The organism is Plantibacter sp. AC185, from assembly GCF_979258065.1.
Window position 1 is genome coordinate 3,637,234 of sequence record NZ_OZ409831.1, and the last position, 16,342, is coordinate 3,653,575.

Annotated in this window: 16 protein-coding genes; 8 read left to right on the top strand and 8 right to left on the bottom strand. The window is 69.8% G+C overall.

Annotated features, from left to right (window positions below):
• The first annotated feature begins 247 nt into the window (after window positions 1-247).
• On the top strand, window positions 248-547 hold the full coding sequence (locus ACZZZB_RS16955; protein WP_307783387.1) for an acyltransferase: 300 nt from the start codon (window positions 248-250) through the stop codon (window positions 545-547).
• 55 nt (window positions 548-602) lie between these two features.
• Here the strand turns inward: ACZZZB_RS16955 and ACZZZB_RS16960 are convergent, their stop codons facing one another.
• Window positions 603-1,442 carry a glycosyltransferase family 2 protein gene (locus ACZZZB_RS16960; protein ID WP_192018512.1) on the bottom strand — a complete coding sequence of 280 codons (840 nt, stop codon included), beginning with the start codon at window positions 1,440-1,442 and terminating at the stop codon, window positions 603-605.
• Between the two features lie 94 nt (window positions 1,443-1,536).
• A complete protein-coding gene (locus tag ACZZZB_RS16965; RefSeq protein WP_191941455.1) occupies window positions 1,537-2,130 on the bottom strand; it encodes an acyltransferase in 594 nt (197 codons plus the stop codon).
• A 132-nt stretch (window positions 2,131-2,262) separates the two neighbouring features.
• On the opposite strand from ACZZZB_RS16965, the gene ACZZZB_RS16970 reads away from it, so the two are divergent.
• Both ACZZZB_RS16970 and ACZZZB_RS16975 read left to right on the top strand, forming a co-directional pair.
• Window positions 2,263-3,333 carry a glycosyltransferase family 4 protein gene (locus ACZZZB_RS16970; protein ID WP_191941454.1) on the top strand — a complete coding sequence of 357 codons (1,071 nt, stop codon included), beginning with the start codon at window positions 2,263-2,265 and terminating at the stop codon, window positions 3,331-3,333.
• A 19-nt stretch (window positions 3,334-3,352) separates the two neighbouring features.
• Window positions 3,353-4,444 carry a glycosyltransferase family 4 protein gene (locus tag ACZZZB_RS16975; protein ID WP_463530336.1) on the top strand — a complete coding sequence of 364 codons (1,092 nt, stop codon included), beginning with the start codon at window positions 3,353-3,355 and terminating at the stop codon, window positions 4,442-4,444.
• Here ACZZZB_RS16975 and ACZZZB_RS16980 read toward each other — a convergent pair.
• Complete coding sequence (locus ACZZZB_RS16980) at window positions 4,330-5,667, bottom strand: hypothetical protein (protein WP_191941452.1); 1,338 nt, start codon at window positions 5,665-5,667, stop codon at window positions 4,330-4,332. The genes ACZZZB_RS16975 and ACZZZB_RS16980 overlap by 115 nt on opposite strands.
• Window positions 5,664-6,593: a polysaccharide pyruvyl transferase family protein gene (locus tag ACZZZB_RS16985; RefSeq protein ID WP_191941451.1), complete on the bottom strand. Its 930-nt coding sequence runs from the start codon at window positions 6,591-6,593 to the stop codon at window positions 5,664-5,666. Before ACZZZB_RS16985 ends, ACZZZB_RS16980 begins: the two co-directional genes overlap by 4 nt.
• 141 nt (window positions 6,594-6,734) lie before the next feature.
• Here ACZZZB_RS16985 and ACZZZB_RS16990 point away from each other — a divergent pair, with 141 nt between their 5' ends.
• The gene (locus ACZZZB_RS16990; RefSeq protein ID WP_202938084.1) at window positions 6,735-8,180 is read left to right on the top strand and encodes a sugar transferase; all 1,446 of its coding nucleotides are present in this window, start codon (window positions 6,735-6,737) and stop codon (window positions 8,178-8,180) included.
• Window positions 8,181-8,199: 19 nt separating this feature from the next.
• Here the strand turns inward: ACZZZB_RS16990 and ACZZZB_RS16995 are convergent, their stop codons facing one another.
• Genes ACZZZB_RS16995 through ACZZZB_RS17005 form a run of 3 tightly spaced genes read right to left on the bottom strand, consistent with a single transcriptional unit; the run spans window position 8,200 to window position 12,147 of the window.
• On the bottom strand, window positions 8,200-9,477 hold the full coding sequence (locus tag ACZZZB_RS16995) for an O-antigen ligase family protein (RefSeq protein WP_463530337.1): 1,278 nt from the start codon (window positions 9,475-9,477) through the stop codon (window positions 8,200-8,202).
• A 7-nt stretch (window positions 9,478-9,484) separates the two neighbouring features.
• A complete protein-coding gene (locus ACZZZB_RS17000; RefSeq protein ID WP_191941448.1) occupies window positions 9,485-10,912 on the bottom strand; it encodes an O-antigen ligase family protein in 1,428 nt (475 codons plus the stop codon).
• A 56-nt stretch (window positions 10,913-10,968) separates the two neighbouring features.
• On the bottom strand, window positions 10,969-12,147 hold the full coding sequence (locus tag ACZZZB_RS17005) for an acyl-CoA dehydrogenase family protein (RefSeq protein ID WP_137243360.1): 1,179 nt from the start codon (window positions 12,145-12,147) through the stop codon (window positions 10,969-10,971).
• A gap of 196 nt (window positions 12,148-12,343) precedes the next feature.
• Between ACZZZB_RS17005 and manA the strand changes: the two genes are divergently transcribed.
• A complete protein-coding gene (gene manA, locus ACZZZB_RS17010) occupies window positions 12,344-13,543 on the top strand; it encodes a mannose-6-phosphate isomerase, class I (protein ID WP_137243359.1) in 1,200 nt (399 codons plus the stop codon).
• A 31-nt stretch (window positions 13,544-13,574) separates the two neighbouring features.
• On the opposite strand, the gene ACZZZB_RS17015 is transcribed toward manA, so the two are convergent.
• Complete coding sequence (locus ACZZZB_RS17015; RefSeq protein ID WP_137243358.1) at window positions 13,575-14,555, bottom strand: GlxA family transcriptional regulator; 981 nt, start codon at window positions 14,553-14,555, stop codon at window positions 13,575-13,577.
• A gap of 93 nt (window positions 14,556-14,648) precedes the next feature.
• Here ACZZZB_RS17015 and ACZZZB_RS17020 point away from each other — a divergent pair, with 93 nt between their 5' ends.
• The 3 genes from ACZZZB_RS17020 to ACZZZB_RS17030 all read left to right on the top strand — a co-directional run bounded on the left by ACZZZB_RS17020 (window position 14,649) and on the right by ACZZZB_RS17030 (window position 16,325).
• Window positions 14,649-14,792 carry a hypothetical protein gene (locus ACZZZB_RS17020; RefSeq protein ID WP_161578604.1) on the top strand — a complete coding sequence of 48 codons (144 nt, stop codon included), beginning with the start codon at window positions 14,649-14,651 and terminating at the stop codon, window positions 14,790-14,792.
• Window positions 14,793-14,846: 54 nt separating this feature from the next.
• Window positions 14,847-15,809 carry a UDP-glucose 4-epimerase GalE gene (gene galE, locus ACZZZB_RS17025; protein ID WP_064295220.1) on the top strand — a complete coding sequence of 321 codons (963 nt, stop codon included), beginning with the start codon at window positions 14,847-14,849 and terminating at the stop codon, window positions 15,807-15,809.
• A 186-nt stretch (window positions 15,810-15,995) separates the two neighbouring features.
• Window positions 15,996-16,325, top strand: coding sequence for a WhiB family transcriptional regulator (locus tag ACZZZB_RS17030; protein WP_079002812.1), 330 nt, complete (start codon window positions 15,996-15,998; stop codon window positions 16,323-16,325).
• Window positions 16,326-16,342 lie beyond the last annotated feature (17 nt).

Consider the following 16,342-nt stretch of genomic DNA (forward strand, 5'->3'; position numbering starts at 1 on the left):
ACGGAAACGAGTGGGCTTGATCGTCGGGTCAGCCGAGATGGTCGCCCTGCGGGCGGCCTCCTCAGTGCCGAGCAATGACGTTCGTGTGGCGGCACTCCGGTCGTGGGGGGCGGCCATCGGCGGAGGGTGCGCGATCCATCACGGACTGCAGGTCCGCGCGGCTCGCCGTCTGGCGCTCGGGGAGGATTGCTTCGTCGCGGAGGATGTCACGCTGGATGCGCGGGGCGGCCTGTCCATCGGATCGCACGTGAGCATCAACAGCGGCGCGCAGATCTGGACGGCACAGCACGACCTCCGTTCGCATGACTTCGCCTTCGTGTCAGAAGCGGTCCGGATCGGCGACCGCGCATGGATCAGTGCTCGGGCGGTGATCCTTCCGGGGGTGACGATCGGTGAGGGGGCGGTCGTCGCGGCCGGCGCCGTCGTGAGTCGAGACGTCCCGGAATGGACCCTCGTCGGCGGCGTTCCCGCTGTCCCGATCACCTCGCGTCCACGGGCTGATTCCTATCGACTCGACGCGCGGCGGAACAAGGTGTGGTGGTGGTGACCGTGGCGTCGCTCTGGTCGGGGGGGCGCACTGCGCCGGGCGGTTCCGGTGCTCGTCAGAGATACATGGTGCGATGCCGCACGCTACCGACGAGTCGACCTGCGCGGACTGCGATCCGCTCGACAGCCTTGCGTCGTCGTCGCGGGTCCGGCGCGACAAGCTGCGCTGCTGCGATCGCGATCACGACGGGAGCCTGCCACCACCGTGATCTCGGCATTCCCCAGGTTCGATGGGCGACATACAGGGCGACGGTTCCGAGGCCGTATCCGAAGAACTGCCGAGCGACGTCCGAGAGCTTCGATCGCAAGGCGTAGGAGACCAGTGCGTCCGGCACCGCCGTGGTCGGGAAGCCCGCGGCATGCGCGCGCCAGAAGAAGTCGGTCTCGTCGCCGCCTCCGCGGAACGACTCGTCAAAGCCCCCGATGCCGTCGAAGACCTCCCGGCGGAACCCGCAGTTCGCGCCGATGGGCGAGGGGACGTCCCAGTTCACGGTCACGACCCCCGGGATGTGGTCGATGACCGTACCGTCGTCGAGGGTGAACTCGACGCCGCCGCCCACGCATAGGGCTCCTTGGGTGAATGCCTGCGCGTGGCCGGCGAGCCAGCCGGGTTGCACGAGGTCGTCGGCGTCGCACAACAGGATGTACTGGCCATTGGCCGCTCGGATGCCGACGTTGCGCCCGTGATTGATCCCGATGGTCCCGTGGGCGCTCACCAGACGGACGCGGTCGTCGTGAGCATGGAACGTCTGGACCAGCTCTGCGGTGGTGTCGGTCGAGCCATTGTCGGCCACGATGATCTCGATGGGGAGGTCCGTCGCCTGCGCCAGGATGGCGTCGAGTTGGGATGCGAGCGTCCGCGAGCCGTTCCGGCACGGGATGACGATGGACAGCATGATGCTCCAGCTGGCTGGTCCGGCGCGGGGGGAGGATGCCACCATATCGTTTGGGCGCGGAGAAGTCCGGCGACGTCTGTTGTCTCTGTGTGCCTCATCGCCCGGTGCGTCTGAAGTCGTCCGGGACGTCGAACCCGTCGATGACGACGGCGGCCGGCCCGGCGACGAGGGAGCCTGCGGGGATGGGCCGGGTCACGACGGCGCCGGTGCCGATGACCGACCCCCGGCCGATGGTGACGCCGGGGAGGATCGTGACGCCGGCGGCGATCCAGACGTCGTCCTCGATGACGATCGGTTCCGTCTTGACCGACTGCTCGGGCCGGACGGGATGGAATCCGGTGTCGTAAATGCGGACGCCATCACCGATGGAGACGCGATCGCCGATGCGGATGGAGCGCTGAGCGTGGATCGTGGTGCCCTGGTTGATGAACACGCGGTCCCCCAGGATGAGTTCGCCCTCGGGGCTGGTCGACAGTGCTGAGCGCAGGGTCACGGCCCGCATCTTCAGCCGGGTTCCCGCTTCGAAGGACCCGAGGATCCGCAACGACGGAGAGCGTCCTTCGAAGACGGCGAGCCGTGGGGTTGCGCCTGCGAACAACCAGAGGAGGACACACGCGCGCATGAGGCCGGATCCGTTGGACCACACCTGCGTGCACCGCCGGAACAGGCGGCGGATCGGAGCGGGCATGCGGTGAACTCCCAAGGCTGGTGGTGGCACTGATATATGTCATATGTTAGATGAACATCAGACTGTTCGCTGCCGGAAGCGCGCGCTGGCCACGTCGCGCCCGTTCGACGGTCGACGATCGAAGGGCGCCCCATGACCGCAACCGTTCTCCATGTCACCGATTGCTATGCGGGAGGTATTCCGGTCGCCATCGACGCGTACGTCCGGAACGCGCCCGCCGGGGTCGAACACCATCTGCTCGCCGAGGTTCCGGTGGGGGCATCGGTCGACGAGAGCCTGTTCGACCGCTTCGCGTCGGTCACCGCGCTCGGTCGGAGCCGGCTCGGTGCCGTGCGCGCGATCAGGAGCGCTCGGCGTCGGACGGGCGCGGACATCGTGCACGCCCACTCGAGTTTCGCCGGTGCGTACGCCCGTGTCGCCATGCGCAGCTCGCCGCGGTCCCGCATCGTCTACACCCCGCACTGTTACGCGTTCGAGCGTGCCGACCTCCCGCGATGGAGTCGTCGAGCGTTCCGTGCCGTGGAATGGTTGCTCTCGTTCAACGTCGAGACCATCGCCGCCTGTTCCGAGGGGGAGGCGGCAACCGCGGAACGGCGCGGACCCTTGCGGCCACGGGTGGTCCACGTGCCGAACGTGGTCGCGGTTCCGCCTCCCAGCGCTCGCCGGAACGATGACCCGGACCTCCATCGGCCGCTGCGGGTCGCGAGTCTCGGACGCATCGCTCCGCAGAAGGATCCGATGCGGTTCGCCGAGGCGGTCGCGTCGATCCGGTCGGGCGGGGTCGAGGTCGCTCCCGTGTGGATGGGCGGCGGCCGCGTCGACGACGTCACCCGACTGGAGGCGGCCGGCGTCGAGGTCACCGGTTGGATCCCGCACGCCGAGGTGGGCTCGCGCCTTGCGCGGAGCGACGTCTACCTCCACACTGCCGCCTGGGAAGGGTTTCCGCTCGCCGTCCTGGAGGCCGTGCAGGCCGGCGTCCCGACGCTCGTCCGCCCGATCGCCGCGTTCGGGGCGCTCCCGGACGTCCTCACCCTCGACCGCGGCCTCGAGGTGATGGTCGCCCGGAGGCTGGCCGGCCCGGAGGCGTTCGCCACCTGGGCGGAGCGGAACGTCTCCCGCTGGTCGGAACGCCTCAAGGATCACACCCCGGCCCGCCAACGGGCGGCCCTCGCCGAGGCGTACCGGATACCGCAGGTGGCCTGATGCGAGTCGCGGTCGTGCAGTGGGGTCGGACCGGGGAGGCCCGCTCTTCGCCCAGGAACTGGCTCAGGCGCTTCAGGAGGGCGGCTGCGATGTCGTCGTGTCCTATTCCCTCGACGCCGAGGTGGCGGAGCGGTTCGTCGCCCTCGGGGTGCCGTCCTTCACGATCCGCACGTATCGCGACAAGCGCGGCGCGGTGCTCGGCCTCCCGCGCCTCCTCTGGGCGGCGCTCCGGCTCGACCGCTTCCTCCGTCGGCATCGCATCGACGTCGTCGTCATCGCGATGGAGCAGCTCTGGCAGGGGGTGGTCGCGCCCGTGTTCCGCTTCGGTGGTCGTCGGAGTCTGCTCTGCGTCCATGACGCCACGATGCACCCCGGGGACTTCTCGCGGCTCGAGCACCTCCTGCGTCGTGCCGAGCGTCGGGCGACGGACGGAGCGATCGTGTTCTCCGCCCCGGTCGCCGCTGCACTCACGTCCCGTGGTGAGTTCCGCGCGGACCGTGTCCACGAGACCGTCCACGCCGCGTACCGGGTCGACGCGGGCCGTGCCGTGGTCCGGTCGACGCACCGGGAGGGCGTTCCGGTCGTCGGATGCTTCGGTCGGCTGTCGGCGTACAAGGGGCTCGGTCTCGGTGTGGCGGCGATCACCGAACTGCGGGCTCGCGGTGTCCGCGTCCGGCTTCGGGTCGTCGGGTCCGGGACCGACGACGCCCTCGCACTCCTGCACCACCCGGACGACGAACTGGAGAACCGCTGGGTCGCCCAGGAGGAGATCGTCGACGTGGTGGACGGCTTCGACGTCGCCCTGCTGCCGTACACCGAGGCCAGTCAGTCCGGTGTGCTAGCCTATGCAATGGCACTCGGGGTGCCGTCCGTCGTGACGCCGGTCGGCGGACTCGCCGAGCAGGCGATCGCGTCAGGATCGGGCATCGTGGCCACGGCGGTGACGTCGACCGCGCTCGCCGACGCGCTGGAGGAGCTCCTCGCCGACGCCGGTCGTTACCAGGCGCTCTCCACGGCGGGGGTGCTCGCTGCAGCGGGTCCGTTCTCCTGGGCGCGCGTCGCAGCCGACGTGCGCGTCGCGGCAGCATCCGTCGTGCCCACGGGTCGCTGACCCCGACGGCATGCGGCGGATGTCGGCCCCCGCCGGGCTGAGGCTCCCGTCGCTCCGGGCCGCAGGCTCAGGAGGAGGCACACGGCGACGATGAGCATCGGTGTGAGATGCCGGAGGAACGAGCCGTAGTCCGGCTCGAAGATCGACTGCACGATCAGGAACGCGAGGATCGCCGCGAACAACCGGTTCTGGAACGCCGTGAGGACCGACGAGCCGCGGGGCGCTCGGATCCTCGCCGACCGGATCGCGGCGATGAGCGACCCCCAGATGGCGAGCAGGACGAGCGCCACGACCAGGTAGATCGCCCCGCCGCGGAGCATCAGCGGGATCGGGATGACGAACGAGGCGAAGGTGAGGACACTGTTGACGAACCCGGACACGGGGCCGGCACCGGGGAAGAACTGCACGATCAAGGTGTTGACCGATTCCGCGGTGCGGTGCTCGTTCACCATCAGGCGGTAGTGGTCGAGGTCGACACCGACGACCAGCGGGAAGACGACGGACAGCCCGGCGTAGAGCACCAGGATGAGCGCCAGGGTGGCTGTCCGGCCGCGCCGCGCCCGCAGTGCGAGACGGAGCGCCAGGTAGAGACCGGCCACGAGGAACCAGTACGTGCGGAAGCCCTGGGCGTACAGCAGCATCGCGGCCACCGGTACCAGCTCGGCCGGCAGGCCTCGTCCCCGGTTGACGACGAGCGCGAGGACCGCTCCCACGGTCAGCAGGTCCTTCGTGTATGCGCCGTGGTAGACGGCGGCGAGCGCGACGCAGCAGATGATGATGGCCCAGTCCACCCACTCGGCCGTCGTCGTCCGGGTGCGTGAGATCGCCACCGTCAGGACGAGCAGGTAGCTCGCGACACCGACGAGCGCGGCGAGCGTCGGCATTTCGGCGAGGCCCATCCAGCGGTAGACCGCGGCGATGAGCTGGAACGAGGAGTCGGCCTCGGTGAACGTCCCCCGGTTCACGCTGATGATCGTGCCCTCGTCATTCGCGAAGTGCCCGGGCAGTCCTGGTTGTTCGGCTGCCACCCAGGCGAGCGCGAGGAGTGAGGCGATCATGAGGAGCGACCCGCCGACGAACGGACGGTGGTGCCCGCGATCGCCGATCCCGGGTGTCCGCTGGATCAGTCGATGGCGGTACTCGGTCCGGCGGGCGGCGGCGTCGGCCCGGGCACGGGCCAGTTCCCGCCGGGTCAGGGGTTCGGGCGACTGCCGGGCGGTCACGGACGGAGCGTGTGCGGAGCGTGCTCGAACCGTAACGACGGCTGGAGCTCGCCGAACCAGGTCTCCGCGTACCTGGTCAGCTTGCGGTTGTTGTTGTCGATCGCGATGACGTGGCGTCCCATCTGCAGGGCGATCAGCATGGCGTGCAGGCGATCCGTGACGACCTCCTCGCCGCGGGAGATGAGTCGGACCGCCGCGGTGAAGCGGCGCTCCGCCCGTCGCATCCACGCCTCGTGGTCCCGCGCCATGAGCGGCTTCAGGGCCGGGTGCTTCGCCGCCCGCCAGCCGAGCCACTCGTGCGCCCGGAGGTCCAGGGGGTCGGCTGGCCAGTCGGCGCTCTCGGAGCCCGCGAGCCGACCCGAGGTCTCGTCGTCCGTCCGGGCGATGACGATGCGCCGCTGCGTCGGCTCGGGGGCGCTGATCGAGCCGAGGAGATGCACCGCGTCCGGCGAGAGGGTGAGATCCTCGACCTCGTCGCGGAGGAGGTCGTAGGAGGTCCGGTCGCGGACGGCGACCCGCAGGTTGGGCCGGGCGGCGAACCGTCGGGAGAACGCCCGGCGGTCTGCATCCGTGGGGAACACGACCGACTGCGGTGCCTGGATGAGCAACGTGTCGGCAGGGAGGCGCTCCGCGAGGTCGTAGCGGGCTTCGCTCAGCACCGGGTAGAGGCCTCCGAGATTGCCGCCGCCCTGGATGAGGACCGGGATCGACGAGTCTCGGACCCGCTCCGGCATGCTCCCGGCGCTCGACGTGGTGCGGACCGCGATGCCGTGTTCCCGCCAGAACCGGGCCTGTCCGAGAGCGATGGCCGAGTCGCCGGAGTTCTTGTGGTCGGGGAACTGCGTGTAGTGGAGCTCGGAGACGCCTCGGTGCAATGCGGTGAACGCCGCTTCCGTGCGTCGACGCATGGTCTCGAGATAGGTCATGGCACTCCGTCCGGCCCGCTTGCATCAGCGGATATGAGTTGATGGAATACATTATGCTCGAACATCGGTCGACTCGTTTGCGACCCCAGCCGGGACCGGTCCGGCTGACTGGATCGGTCCGAACCTAGGAAGGCCACCGTCATGCCCTTCGTCGAAGCTCGACGCCTCTGGGAGCGCCGGTGCTCACGCGTGATCCTCGTCCTCGACCTCCTGGCCGTCACGGTGGCGCTCAGCGTGACCCAGCTCCTGTGGTGGGACGCGTACTGGCACGGGACCGTGCAGGTCGTCGGGTCGTTCGGACGCTTCGACCTCGGCTATCCCGCAGTCACCTTCGCGCTCGCCGTCGCGTGGTGGTCGCCCCTGGCCGCTGCCCGGTCGCGCCACCCGCGGGTCCTGGCGGACGGTTGGACGCCGTATCGACGGGTCGTCGTCGTGACGACGACGGTCTTCGGCACCGTGGCGATGGCGTCCTACCTCCTCAAGCTCGAGATCGGACGCGGGTTCCTGCTCACAGCCATGCCGCTCGGGGTCGCCCTGCTCCTGGCGGTCCGCTGGGGCGCCCGTCGACACCTCCGTGCGCGGCGGCGCGGAAGCGCGCTCGTCTACCGCACGCTGCTCGTGGGTGACCGCGACCACGCGGTGCATGTCGCCGAGCGCATGCGACGGGGCGACTGGGCAGGGCATCGGGTGGTGGGAGTCGCGACCCCGGGCATCGACGACGATGCACGCATCGCGGACGCCCCGGTCCTCGCCGGGCGGCCGTCGATCCTCGACGCCGCGATGGAGGTCCAAGCGGACACCGTGATCCTCGTCGGCCCCGCCGAACTCACCCCCGCAGATCTCCGACGCCTGGGTTGGGACCTCAGCGAGCGCGGGGTGAAGTTCATCATCGCACCGACGCTCACGGGTGTGGCCTCGACCCGCCTGTACCTGCAGGCGGTGGCCGGCATCCCGCTCATCCACGTGGACCATCTCGAGATATCCGGGGCCAAGGCTGCGGCGAAGCGGACGTTCGACATCATCGGGTCCGCGACGCTGCTCGTGCTCCTGGCCCCGGTCATGCTCGCGGTCGCGCTCGCAGTGAAGACGACGAGTCGGGGGACCGTGCTGTACCGGCAGGAGCGCATCGGTCTGCGCGGCCGCCCGTTCCGTATCCTGAAGTTCCGCTCGATGGCCGCCGACGCCGACACCGGGGCAGCCCTCGCGGTGCAGCAGCACGCGGACGAACTGCTGACGAAGGCCCCGGACAATCCGCTCGTGACGCCGATCGGACGGCTCCTCCGGAAATACTCGCTCGATGAGCTGCCGCAGCTGTTGAACGTGCTCGGTGGTTCGATGAGCCTCGTCGGTCCGAGGCCCCATCGGGGCTGGGAGGTCGAGCGCTACGACCTGCTCGCGCAGCGACGCCTCCTGGTGAAGCCGGGTATGAGCGGACTGTGGCAGGTCAGCGGGCGGTCCAACCTCTCCTGGGACGACTCGGTCGATCTCGACCTGTACTACGTGGAGAACTGGTCGGCTGCGGTGGATCTGAGGATCCTCGCGCAGACGGTGCGAGCGGTCGTCGCCCCGGGAACCGATGCACGGTGATCCGGAACCGCGGCCGGGTTCAGCGTTCGGGGAGCTTGTGCCGCCAGCTCAGCCCGCCGGCACCGATGACGGCGCAGACCACGAGGAGCAACCACCCGCCGCTCAGCAGCAGGCTGCTCTCGGCAGCGCCCGATGCGAGCAGGGTCACGACGATGAGCGCAGCCCAGACGTGCACGACGCTCCGCCGGTTGGTCGCGATGAGCCAGGTCCGCACGAGCGCCAGGCCGCCGAGGAGGAGGAACAGGGCGAGCCCGATCAGTCCGAGCTGCAGGTACACGTCCAGGTAGGCGTTCAGCGCCGAGTCGTTCGTGCGGCCGAGGCCAGCGTCGATGAACCGGTACGGGACAGCGTCGGAGACCCAGCCGCCCGTCCATCCCCAGCCGTTGATCTCGCTCGGAGCCAGGCGTCGCAGGGTCTCCTGCCAGAGTGCGTAACGCTGCTCGATCTCGAGCCCGAGACCGAGGACGCGGAACACCTCGGACCGGAAGAGGTACCCGATGAGGCCGACGAGCGCGAGGACGGTGAGGAGGACGAACTGCCAGGTGCGGCGCAGTTCCGGTCGGAGTTGTCGGAAGACGTAGAGCACTGCGGTCGCGATGCCGAGGGCCGCGGCGAGGAGCGCGATGCTCGGCGAGCGCGTGCCCAGGATGAGCCCGGCGGCGAGGGCGATGGACCCGATCGTCACCCCATGACGCACGGAACGGGTCCGCCATTCGACGACGAAGGTGACGAGACCGAGCAGGGCCGCGATGCCGAGGGCGCTCCGGCTTCCGAAGACCCCTTCCAACGGGCCACCGAAGGCGAGGTTCCCGCTGATCCCGAGGAACGGCAGCGGGGTGTCGATGAGGACGCCGCTCACGACCTCGAGGGCCAGCGAGGTGCCGAGGAGCGCGCGGAAGGCGGTGCCCGTCGCCCGGACGATCTGGATGGTGTCACGGGTCAGCGCGATCACGATGGCGATGAAGGCCCACGCGAGCTGCCCGCCGATGGCGGGCACGGTTGCGAGCGGCGTGGCGCTCCACACCAGCGACAGCGCGCTCCAGGCGAGGAACAGCAGGACTGAGATCGGCAGGAGGCCACGCCACTCGATGATGGGGAGGCGTGCGAGGAGGATGCCCGTGCCGATCGTCGCGAGGCCCACGAGCATCGCGCTGAACCCGGCGACACCGATCAGGCTCGTGACGAGGTGCTCACCGAAGGCGGTCGCGACGGCGATGGTGGCGAACGCGGCGGCCAACGGCGCAGACGACAGGACGCGCGCGGCGACGGAGAACGCGTCGAAGTCCGCCGGTCTCACGCCGGGCTCATCCGCCGACGACGTCGCGCCGGTGCGCGGGTGCGAGATCGGACGACGCGGCGACGGCGGGGATCGGCCAGGCGGGTTCCTGCTTGGTCTTCACGACGAGGAGCACGAGGAGGACCCAGCCGGACTCGATGAGCAACCGACTCTCCGCGACCGACTGCACGACGAGGGAGACCGCGATGAGGACGGGGGCGAGCGAGAGTGCCGTGTACGGACGCCGCGCGTCGAGGTCGACGCGTGGACGGTCGACGGCGAGGAACCAGGTGCGGGTCAACATGGACAGGACGACCGCGGCGAAGAGCACGAGGCCGACGACGCCGAGTTGGAACCAGACGTCGAGCCAGGCGTTGTGCGCCTGGAGCTGTCGGACGCCGCGTCGGATGACGAGGTCGGTGAAGAGCGGCTCCCACGGTGCCCACGGGCTCGAGAAACCCCAACCGAAGACCGGCCGCTGTTCGATGAGGCGCCAGACGGTCGCCCAGATGTCGAGTCGACCGGTGAGGTCCGGGCTCTTCCCGAGGAGGCCGAGGAGTTGCGTCCGGAAGACGACCGCTCCCACCGCGCCGACGACCCCGATGCCGAGGAAGCCGAGGTACACCGGTGTCCTCGCCTCCGGGCGAGGCGCCCGACGGATCGCGAGTGCAGCGGCGAGGACCACCGCCGTCACCACGGCGGCGAGCAGGATGGTGGTCGAGAAGCTCAGGAGGAACATCACGACGGAGAGACCGAGGCGGACGAGCAGGGTCCAGCGACGTTCCGGGCCGGTCAGCCTGGCTGCGCCGGGCTCGTCGCGGCGCGCCGCCAGCCGGAGCCCGAAGACGATGATCCCGAGCAGCGCCACCACGGCGAGGAGGTTGGCGTTCCCCGAGATGCCCTGGATGCGTCCTCCGGAGAACAGGAGGTCCCGCGACCAGTAGTCGAGCAGGGGCGGGTCCGCCGAGTCCCCGGCGTAGAAGTTCGGGAGGACCGGGTGCCGGATGATCGCTGCGACGACGAACTCGAAGAGGAGGGACAGTGACAGCACCCACGTCACGGCACGGCCGAGGACCCGGATGACCTCGGGCCAAGTGAAGCAGCCGGCGAGGGTCACGCCGAGGATCGTGCACAGCGCCGCACCGAGCAGGGTCGCGGCCGTGCCGCTGGGGTAGGCGGACCAGGCGAGCGACACGATCGACAGCACCCCGTAACCGACGAGCGACCACGGCACCCTGGTGCGCCGCCAGTTCGGGCGGACGACCATCAGGCACGCGAGCGCGGCGCCGCCTGAGACCAGGGCCACCGCCGTGTACCCCCAGATGGTGAAGAGGTTCGTCCAGAACGTCCCGGCGAGGACCGCGAACGTCGCGAACACCGCGACGTGCCTGACGACGAGTGCGCGTGTCGTCAGCGCTGCCGGCGGGCGGGGCGGGGCGGGTTCGGTGGACAGCATCGTGCCCCCAGGGTAGCGGCTGCGGCCGCCACCGAGGCCCTGGTCCAGCGCGGTGGTCAGACGAACGCCGCAGTGCCGGTGATGGCCCGCCCGACGATGAGCGCGTTCATCTCCCGCGTGCCCTCATAGCTGTAGAGGGCTTCGGCATCCGCGAAGAACCGGGCGGCGTGGTAGTCCAGCACGATGCCGTTCCCGCCCATGATCTCCCGTGCCCACGCGACCGTCTCGCGCATCCGCGCGGTGCAGAACGCTTTGGCGAGCGCGGAGTGCTCGTCGCGCTGGGTGCCCTCGTCGAGCATCTGCGAGACCCGGACGCACATCGCCATCGATGCCGTGATGTTCCCGAGGCACTTCGAGAGCAGGTCCTGGATCAGCTGGTGGCCCGCGATCGGCTTGCCGAACTGCACGCGCTCCTTGGCGTAGGCGACCGCCGCCTCGTACGCGCCGACAGCGACGCCGACACTCGACCAGGCGACGCCGGCGCGCGTGAGTCGCAGTACCTTCGCCGTGTCGCGGAAGGAGTTCGCGTGCTGCAGCCGGAGGCGCTCGGGGACCCGGACGTTCTCGAGGGTGATGTCGGCGTTCTGCACCATGCGCAGGCTGATCTTGCCCTCGATCTTGGTCGCGGAGTAGCCGGGGGAGTCGGTCGGCACGATGAAGCCCTTCACCTGACCGTCGGCGGTGTCCTTCGCCCAGATGATCGTGATGTCGCTGAAGGTCGCGTTGCCGATCCACCGTTTCGAGCCGGACAGGATCCAGTCGTCGCCGTCCCTCGTCGCCGTGGTGCGGAGCCCCTGTGCGCTGTCCGACCCCGATTGCGGTTCAGTGAGTCCGAAGGCACCGAGGACCTCGCCGGAGGCGAGCTTCGGGAGCCATTCGTCCTGCTGCTCCCGGGAGCCGCACTCGCTGATCGAGCCCATGGTGAGACCGTCCTGCACCCCGACGAAGGTGGAGATCGACGCGTCGATCCGGGAGAGCTCCATCGAGGCGAGGCCGCGGAACACGGCGCTGTTCTCGAACGGCGTCGTCTCCGGCCAGGCCCACCGGGCGACGTCGAGCTCGAGGAGCGGGGTGATGAGGTGCTTCGGGAACTCGGCCCGCTCCCAGTACTCGTTCACGATCGGCTTCGCCTCGGTCTCGGCCCAGGCTCGGAGGCGGGCGATGGCCTCCTGCTCGGGAGCCGTCAGAAGGCTCTCGAAGCCGTAGAAGTCGCTGGCGAGGGGTTCGAAGATCATGGTCCGTTGCTCCATTGCGTCCGCTGGCGCCGGATCGGCGTCCCGGCCAGCCTAGGCAGGTGTGCTCGGCGCGGACAACGGCTTGGTAGTTTGGTGCACGGTGCCGGGCGACCGCGTCGCACGGCTTGTAGGACGACGCCAAGCGGCCCCAGGGTCCGGCTGGCGCGTCACCCTCGTCCGTCGAAAGGGCCCCACCATGTTCGTGCCGCTCCGTGCCACTCCTCGTGACTACGCGTGGGGGTCGTCGACGGCGATCGCGGAGGTGCTCGGGTCCGAGCGCTCAGGACGTCCGGAGGCGGAACTCTGGCTCGGCGCACACCCCGGGGCGCCGACGCCGATCGCGGATCCGTCGACGGTGGGGGGCCACGCCGACCTCGAGCGCTGGCTCGCCGCCGATCCCACCGCGCTCGGCGGGCACGGCTCGCTGCCGTTCCTCCTCAAGGTCCTCGCAGCGGCCCATCCGCTCTCGCTGCAGGCCCACCCCGACCTGCACCGCGCCGCCGCGGGCTTCGCCGCCGAGAACGTACGAGGGGTGCCGCTCGACGCTCCGCACCGCAACTACAAGGACGCGCTCCACAAGCCGGAACTCATCGTCGCCCTCCGGGACGGCTTCGAGGCGCTCTGCGGGTTCCGCGAGCTCGATGCGACCGATGCGCTGCTCGCCGAGCTGGTGGCCTCGGCGCCCGATCCGGCTGCTGCGGCGCGCATCACCATGCTCCGGGGGATGCTGGCCGCCCCCGACGGGCTCCGCGACACCGTGCGGATCCTGCTCGAGCAGCTCCCCGGCGGGCTGCTCGACGCCCTCGTCGTGTCCGCCGCGGCTCCCGGTTCGGGCGCGTTCGACGCCGAGCGTGCCCTGGTCGGGCGGCTCGCGCAGGAGTATCCGGGTGATCCCGGCATCGCGGTCGCCCTCCTCCTCAACCTCGTGACGTTGCGAGCAGGAGAGGCGCTGTACCTCCCAGCCGGGAACATCCACGCCTACCTCCGCGGCATCGGCGTCGAGCTCATGGCCGCGAGCGACAACGTCCTGCGCGGCGGGCTCACCCCGAAGCACGTCGACGTGCCCGAGCTGCTCGAGGTCCTGGAGTTCGAGCCGCGGCCGGTGCCGTGGCTCACCCCGACGGACCTGGGTGGGGGGCTCAGCCTCTTCGTCCCGGACGTGCCGGACTTCGAGCTGCTGCGGGTGGACCTGTCCGATGAGCCGTCCGAGCAGGAGTCGTCGTTCCGGCTCCCCGGCCCCGGGATCGCGATCGTGGTCGACGGCTCGGTGCGGATCACCGGAGCCACCTCGTCCATCGAGCTCGGTCGAGGTGGCTACGCCTTCATCACGCCCGACGAGGCGGAGCTGCGCTTCTCCGGGACCGGGACCCTCTTCCTGGCGACCACTCAGGGCTGACCGCGCGGCCCGCCGGTCCGGTCCACGCGGCTCAGGCGCTCTCCCGCACCCCGAAACTCCGCCGGTAGGCGGCGGGCGTGGTGCCGAGGACGCGGTCGAAATGATGACGGAGGACCGCCGCGGTGCCGAACCCGGTGTCCGCAGCGATCCGCTCGACACCGTGGTCGGTCCGTTCGAGCATCTCCTGGGCTCGGAACAGGCGTTGCCGGTTCAGCCAGGCGGCCGGCGTGCTGCCGAGCTCCGAGCGGAAGCGGCGTGCGAAGGTCCGCTCGGACATGTGCGCCTGCCGCGCGAGGCGCCCGATGGGCAGGTCCTCGGCGAGGTGGTCGAGCATCCAGTCGACGACCGGGGCGAGGGACTCGCACTGCTGCGCCGCGACGGGGGAGAGGACGTACTGCGCCTGACCGCCGTCACGCTGTGGCGGGACGACCATCCGGCGGGCGATGACGTTCGCGCTCGCCGCGCCGTACTCCTGTCGTACCAGGTGCAGACACGCGTCGATGCCGGCAGCGGTCCCCGCGCCCGTGATGACCTTGCGGTCCTCGACGAACAGCACGTCCGGGTCGACGGTGGTGCCCGGAAACATCGTCTGCTGCTCGCTGGTGTACATCCAGTGGGTCGTGCTGCGCCGACCGTCGAGCAGCCCGGCCTGACCGAGGACGAACGACCCGCTGCACACGCTGAGGACCCAGGCACCACGTGCCTCCGCTGCTCGGAGGACGTCGAGGTAGGCCTCGTCGACCGCTCCGGCACGCGATCCACCACGACCGGTGATCACCACGAGGTCCGCCTCGGCCGCGAACGACAGGTCGTCGTCGACGATCATGTCGAAGCCCCGCGAACCGTCGTCGCTCAGGTTCATTCGAACCGGACCGGGGTCCTTCGTGACGATGCGGAGGTCGAAGGCGGGACCGCCCTGGTCCGACCGGTCGATGCCGAAGACCTCGCAGACGACGCTGAACTCGAACGGTTGCAACCCCGGGATGGCGAGCAGGGCGACCTTCGACAGCATGGGACCTCCGGATGATCGATTTGGCAGGAATGTGCTGCTTTGCGTCCATCCTGCCACTGGTGGCAGTTTTTCGCCATTCCTAGAGTTTCAGACATGTCCATCATCGCACTCGTCATCGGCATCATCACCGTCCTCATCGTCGTCGTCGCTTCCGCCGCGACCCTCCGTGCCGTCCTGACCGACGGCTATCGCCGTGTCCCCAGCCGTGCCGGCGCACGACGCACGCGCCTCCAGTAGTCTGGTCACTCCGTCTGCAGCACGGCAGGTGGAGGACTCCCTGGAGGAAGCATCGTGGCGTGGCTGGTGACGGGCGGAGCCGGATACATCGGAGCCCATGTGGTTCGGGCCTTCCAGGCGGAGGGGATCGACGTCGTCGTCCTCGACGACCTGTCGAGCGGGCACGAGCGCTTCGTCCCGGCCGGAGTGCCGTTCGTCCGCGGAACCCTGCTCGACGGCTCGGTCCTCGAGCGCACCTTCTCCGAGTTCGAGCTGAGCGGCGTCGTCCATGTCGCCGGGTACAAGTACGCGGGTGTCTCCGTGCAGCGCCCACTCCACACCTATGCCCAGAACGTCACGGCCACCGCGATGCTGCTCGCCGCGATGGAGGAGCACCGGGTGGAGCGCATCGTCTTCTCGTCGAGCGCCGCGGTGTACGGGACCACGGACGTCGACCTGGTCACCGAGGACACCCCGAAGGCCCCTGAGTCGCCCTACGGCGAGTCCAAGCTCATCGGCGAGTGGCTGCTCCGCGACCAGGGTGTCGCGACCGGGCTTCGCCACACCTCGTTGCGGTACTTCAACGTCGTCGGCTCCGGGACGGACGAGGTCTACGACACGAGCCCGCACAACCTCTTCCCCCTCGTCTTCGACGCGCTCCTCGCCGGACGCACGCCCCGCATCAACGGCGACGACTACCCCACGCCGGACGGCACCTGCGTCCGCGACTACCTGCACGTCGCGGATCTCGCGGCCGCGCACGTCGCCGCGGCCAAGCGGCTCGATGCGGGTGAGCCCCTCGAGGCGGCGTACAACCTCGGGAGCGGCGACGGGTCGAGCGTCGGCGAGATCATGACCGCGATGGCGGAGGTGACCGGGATCGACTTCACCCCCGAGATTATGCCGCGGAGGGCGGGCGACCCCGCACGGATCGTCGCGTCCGGCGCGCTCGCAGCGCGCGACCTCGACTGGCGGATGCGACACGATCTGCGCCAGATGGTGGAGAGTGCATGGCGGGCCAGGCGCGCCGCCGACTGACGTCGCGCGGCCGCACGATCCGCCCCGACGTGCCCCGACACCCAGTTCGGGTCACACTCGGCGCGTCGCGAACCCTCACCTCGTGATTGAGGCTTTACGATGTGCGACTTGACTCGACCATAACTACAAGGGTGTAATTATGTATCGCGCCGCGTGGCGCAGGGTACGAGTAGGTGGGGAGACGGTATGGCGATTCCTGAGTATCGTGCCGGAGTACCCGACGACTGGTTCGTCGATCCGGTCAATCTGGGAGTCCCCGGCGTCCGTCAGCCCGCTGCGGAGGGCGAGGACGACACCCAGCTCTCCTGGCAGACCGATGCGCTGTGCGCGCAGACCGACCCCGAGGCGTTCTTCCCCGAGAAGGGTGGATCCACGCGCGACGCGAAGCGGATCTGCACCAGCTGCGACGTCAAGTCGCAGTGCCTGGAGTACGCGCTCGCGAACGACGAGCGCTTCGGCATCTGGGGCGGCCTCTCCGAGCGCGAGCGCCGGAAGCTGCGCAAGCGCGCCGTTTGACGCTTCCTCGAACGCTG

Coding starts and splice junctions, on each gene's coding strand:
- ACZZZB_RS16960 (WP_192018512.1), bottom strand. CDS start 1,442: ATGCTGTCCATCGTCATCCCGTGCCGGAACGGCTCGCGGACGCTCGCA.
- ACZZZB_RS16965 (WP_191941455.1), bottom strand. CDS start 2,130: ATGCCCGCTCCGATCCGCCGCCTGTTCCGGCGGTGCACGCAGGTGTGG.
- ACZZZB_RS16970 (WP_191941454.1), top strand. CDS start 2,263: ATGACCGCAACCGTTCTCCATGTCACCGATTGCTATGCGGGAGGTATT.
- ACZZZB_RS16985 (WP_191941451.1), bottom strand. CDS start 6,593: ATGACCTATCTCGAGACCATGCGTCGACGCACGGAAGCGGCGTTCACC.
- ACZZZB_RS16990 (WP_202938084.1), top strand. CDS start 6,735: ATGCCCTTCGTCGAAGCTCGACGCCTCTGGGAGCGCCGGTGCTCACGC.
- ACZZZB_RS17000 (WP_191941448.1), bottom strand. CDS start 10,912: ATGCTGTCCACCGAACCCGCCCCGCCCCGCCCGCCGGCAGCGCTGACG.
- ACZZZB_RS17005 (WP_137243360.1), bottom strand. CDS start 12,147: ATGATCTTCGAACCCCTCGCCAGCGACTTCTACGGCTTCGAGAGCCTT.
- manA (WP_137243359.1), top strand. CDS start 12,344: ATGTTCGTGCCGCTCCGTGCCACTCCTCGTGACTACGCGTGGGGGTCG.
- ACZZZB_RS17015 (WP_137243358.1), bottom strand. CDS start 14,555: ATGCTGTCGAAGGTCGCCCTGCTCGCCATCCCGGGGTTGCAACCGTTC.
- ACZZZB_RS17020 (WP_161578604.1), top strand. CDS start 14,649: ATGTCCATCATCGCACTCGTCATCGGCATCATCACCGTCCTCATCGTC.
- ACZZZB_RS17030 (WP_079002812.1), top strand. CDS start 15,996: ATGGCGATTCCTGAGTATCGTGCCGGAGTACCCGACGACTGGTTCGTC.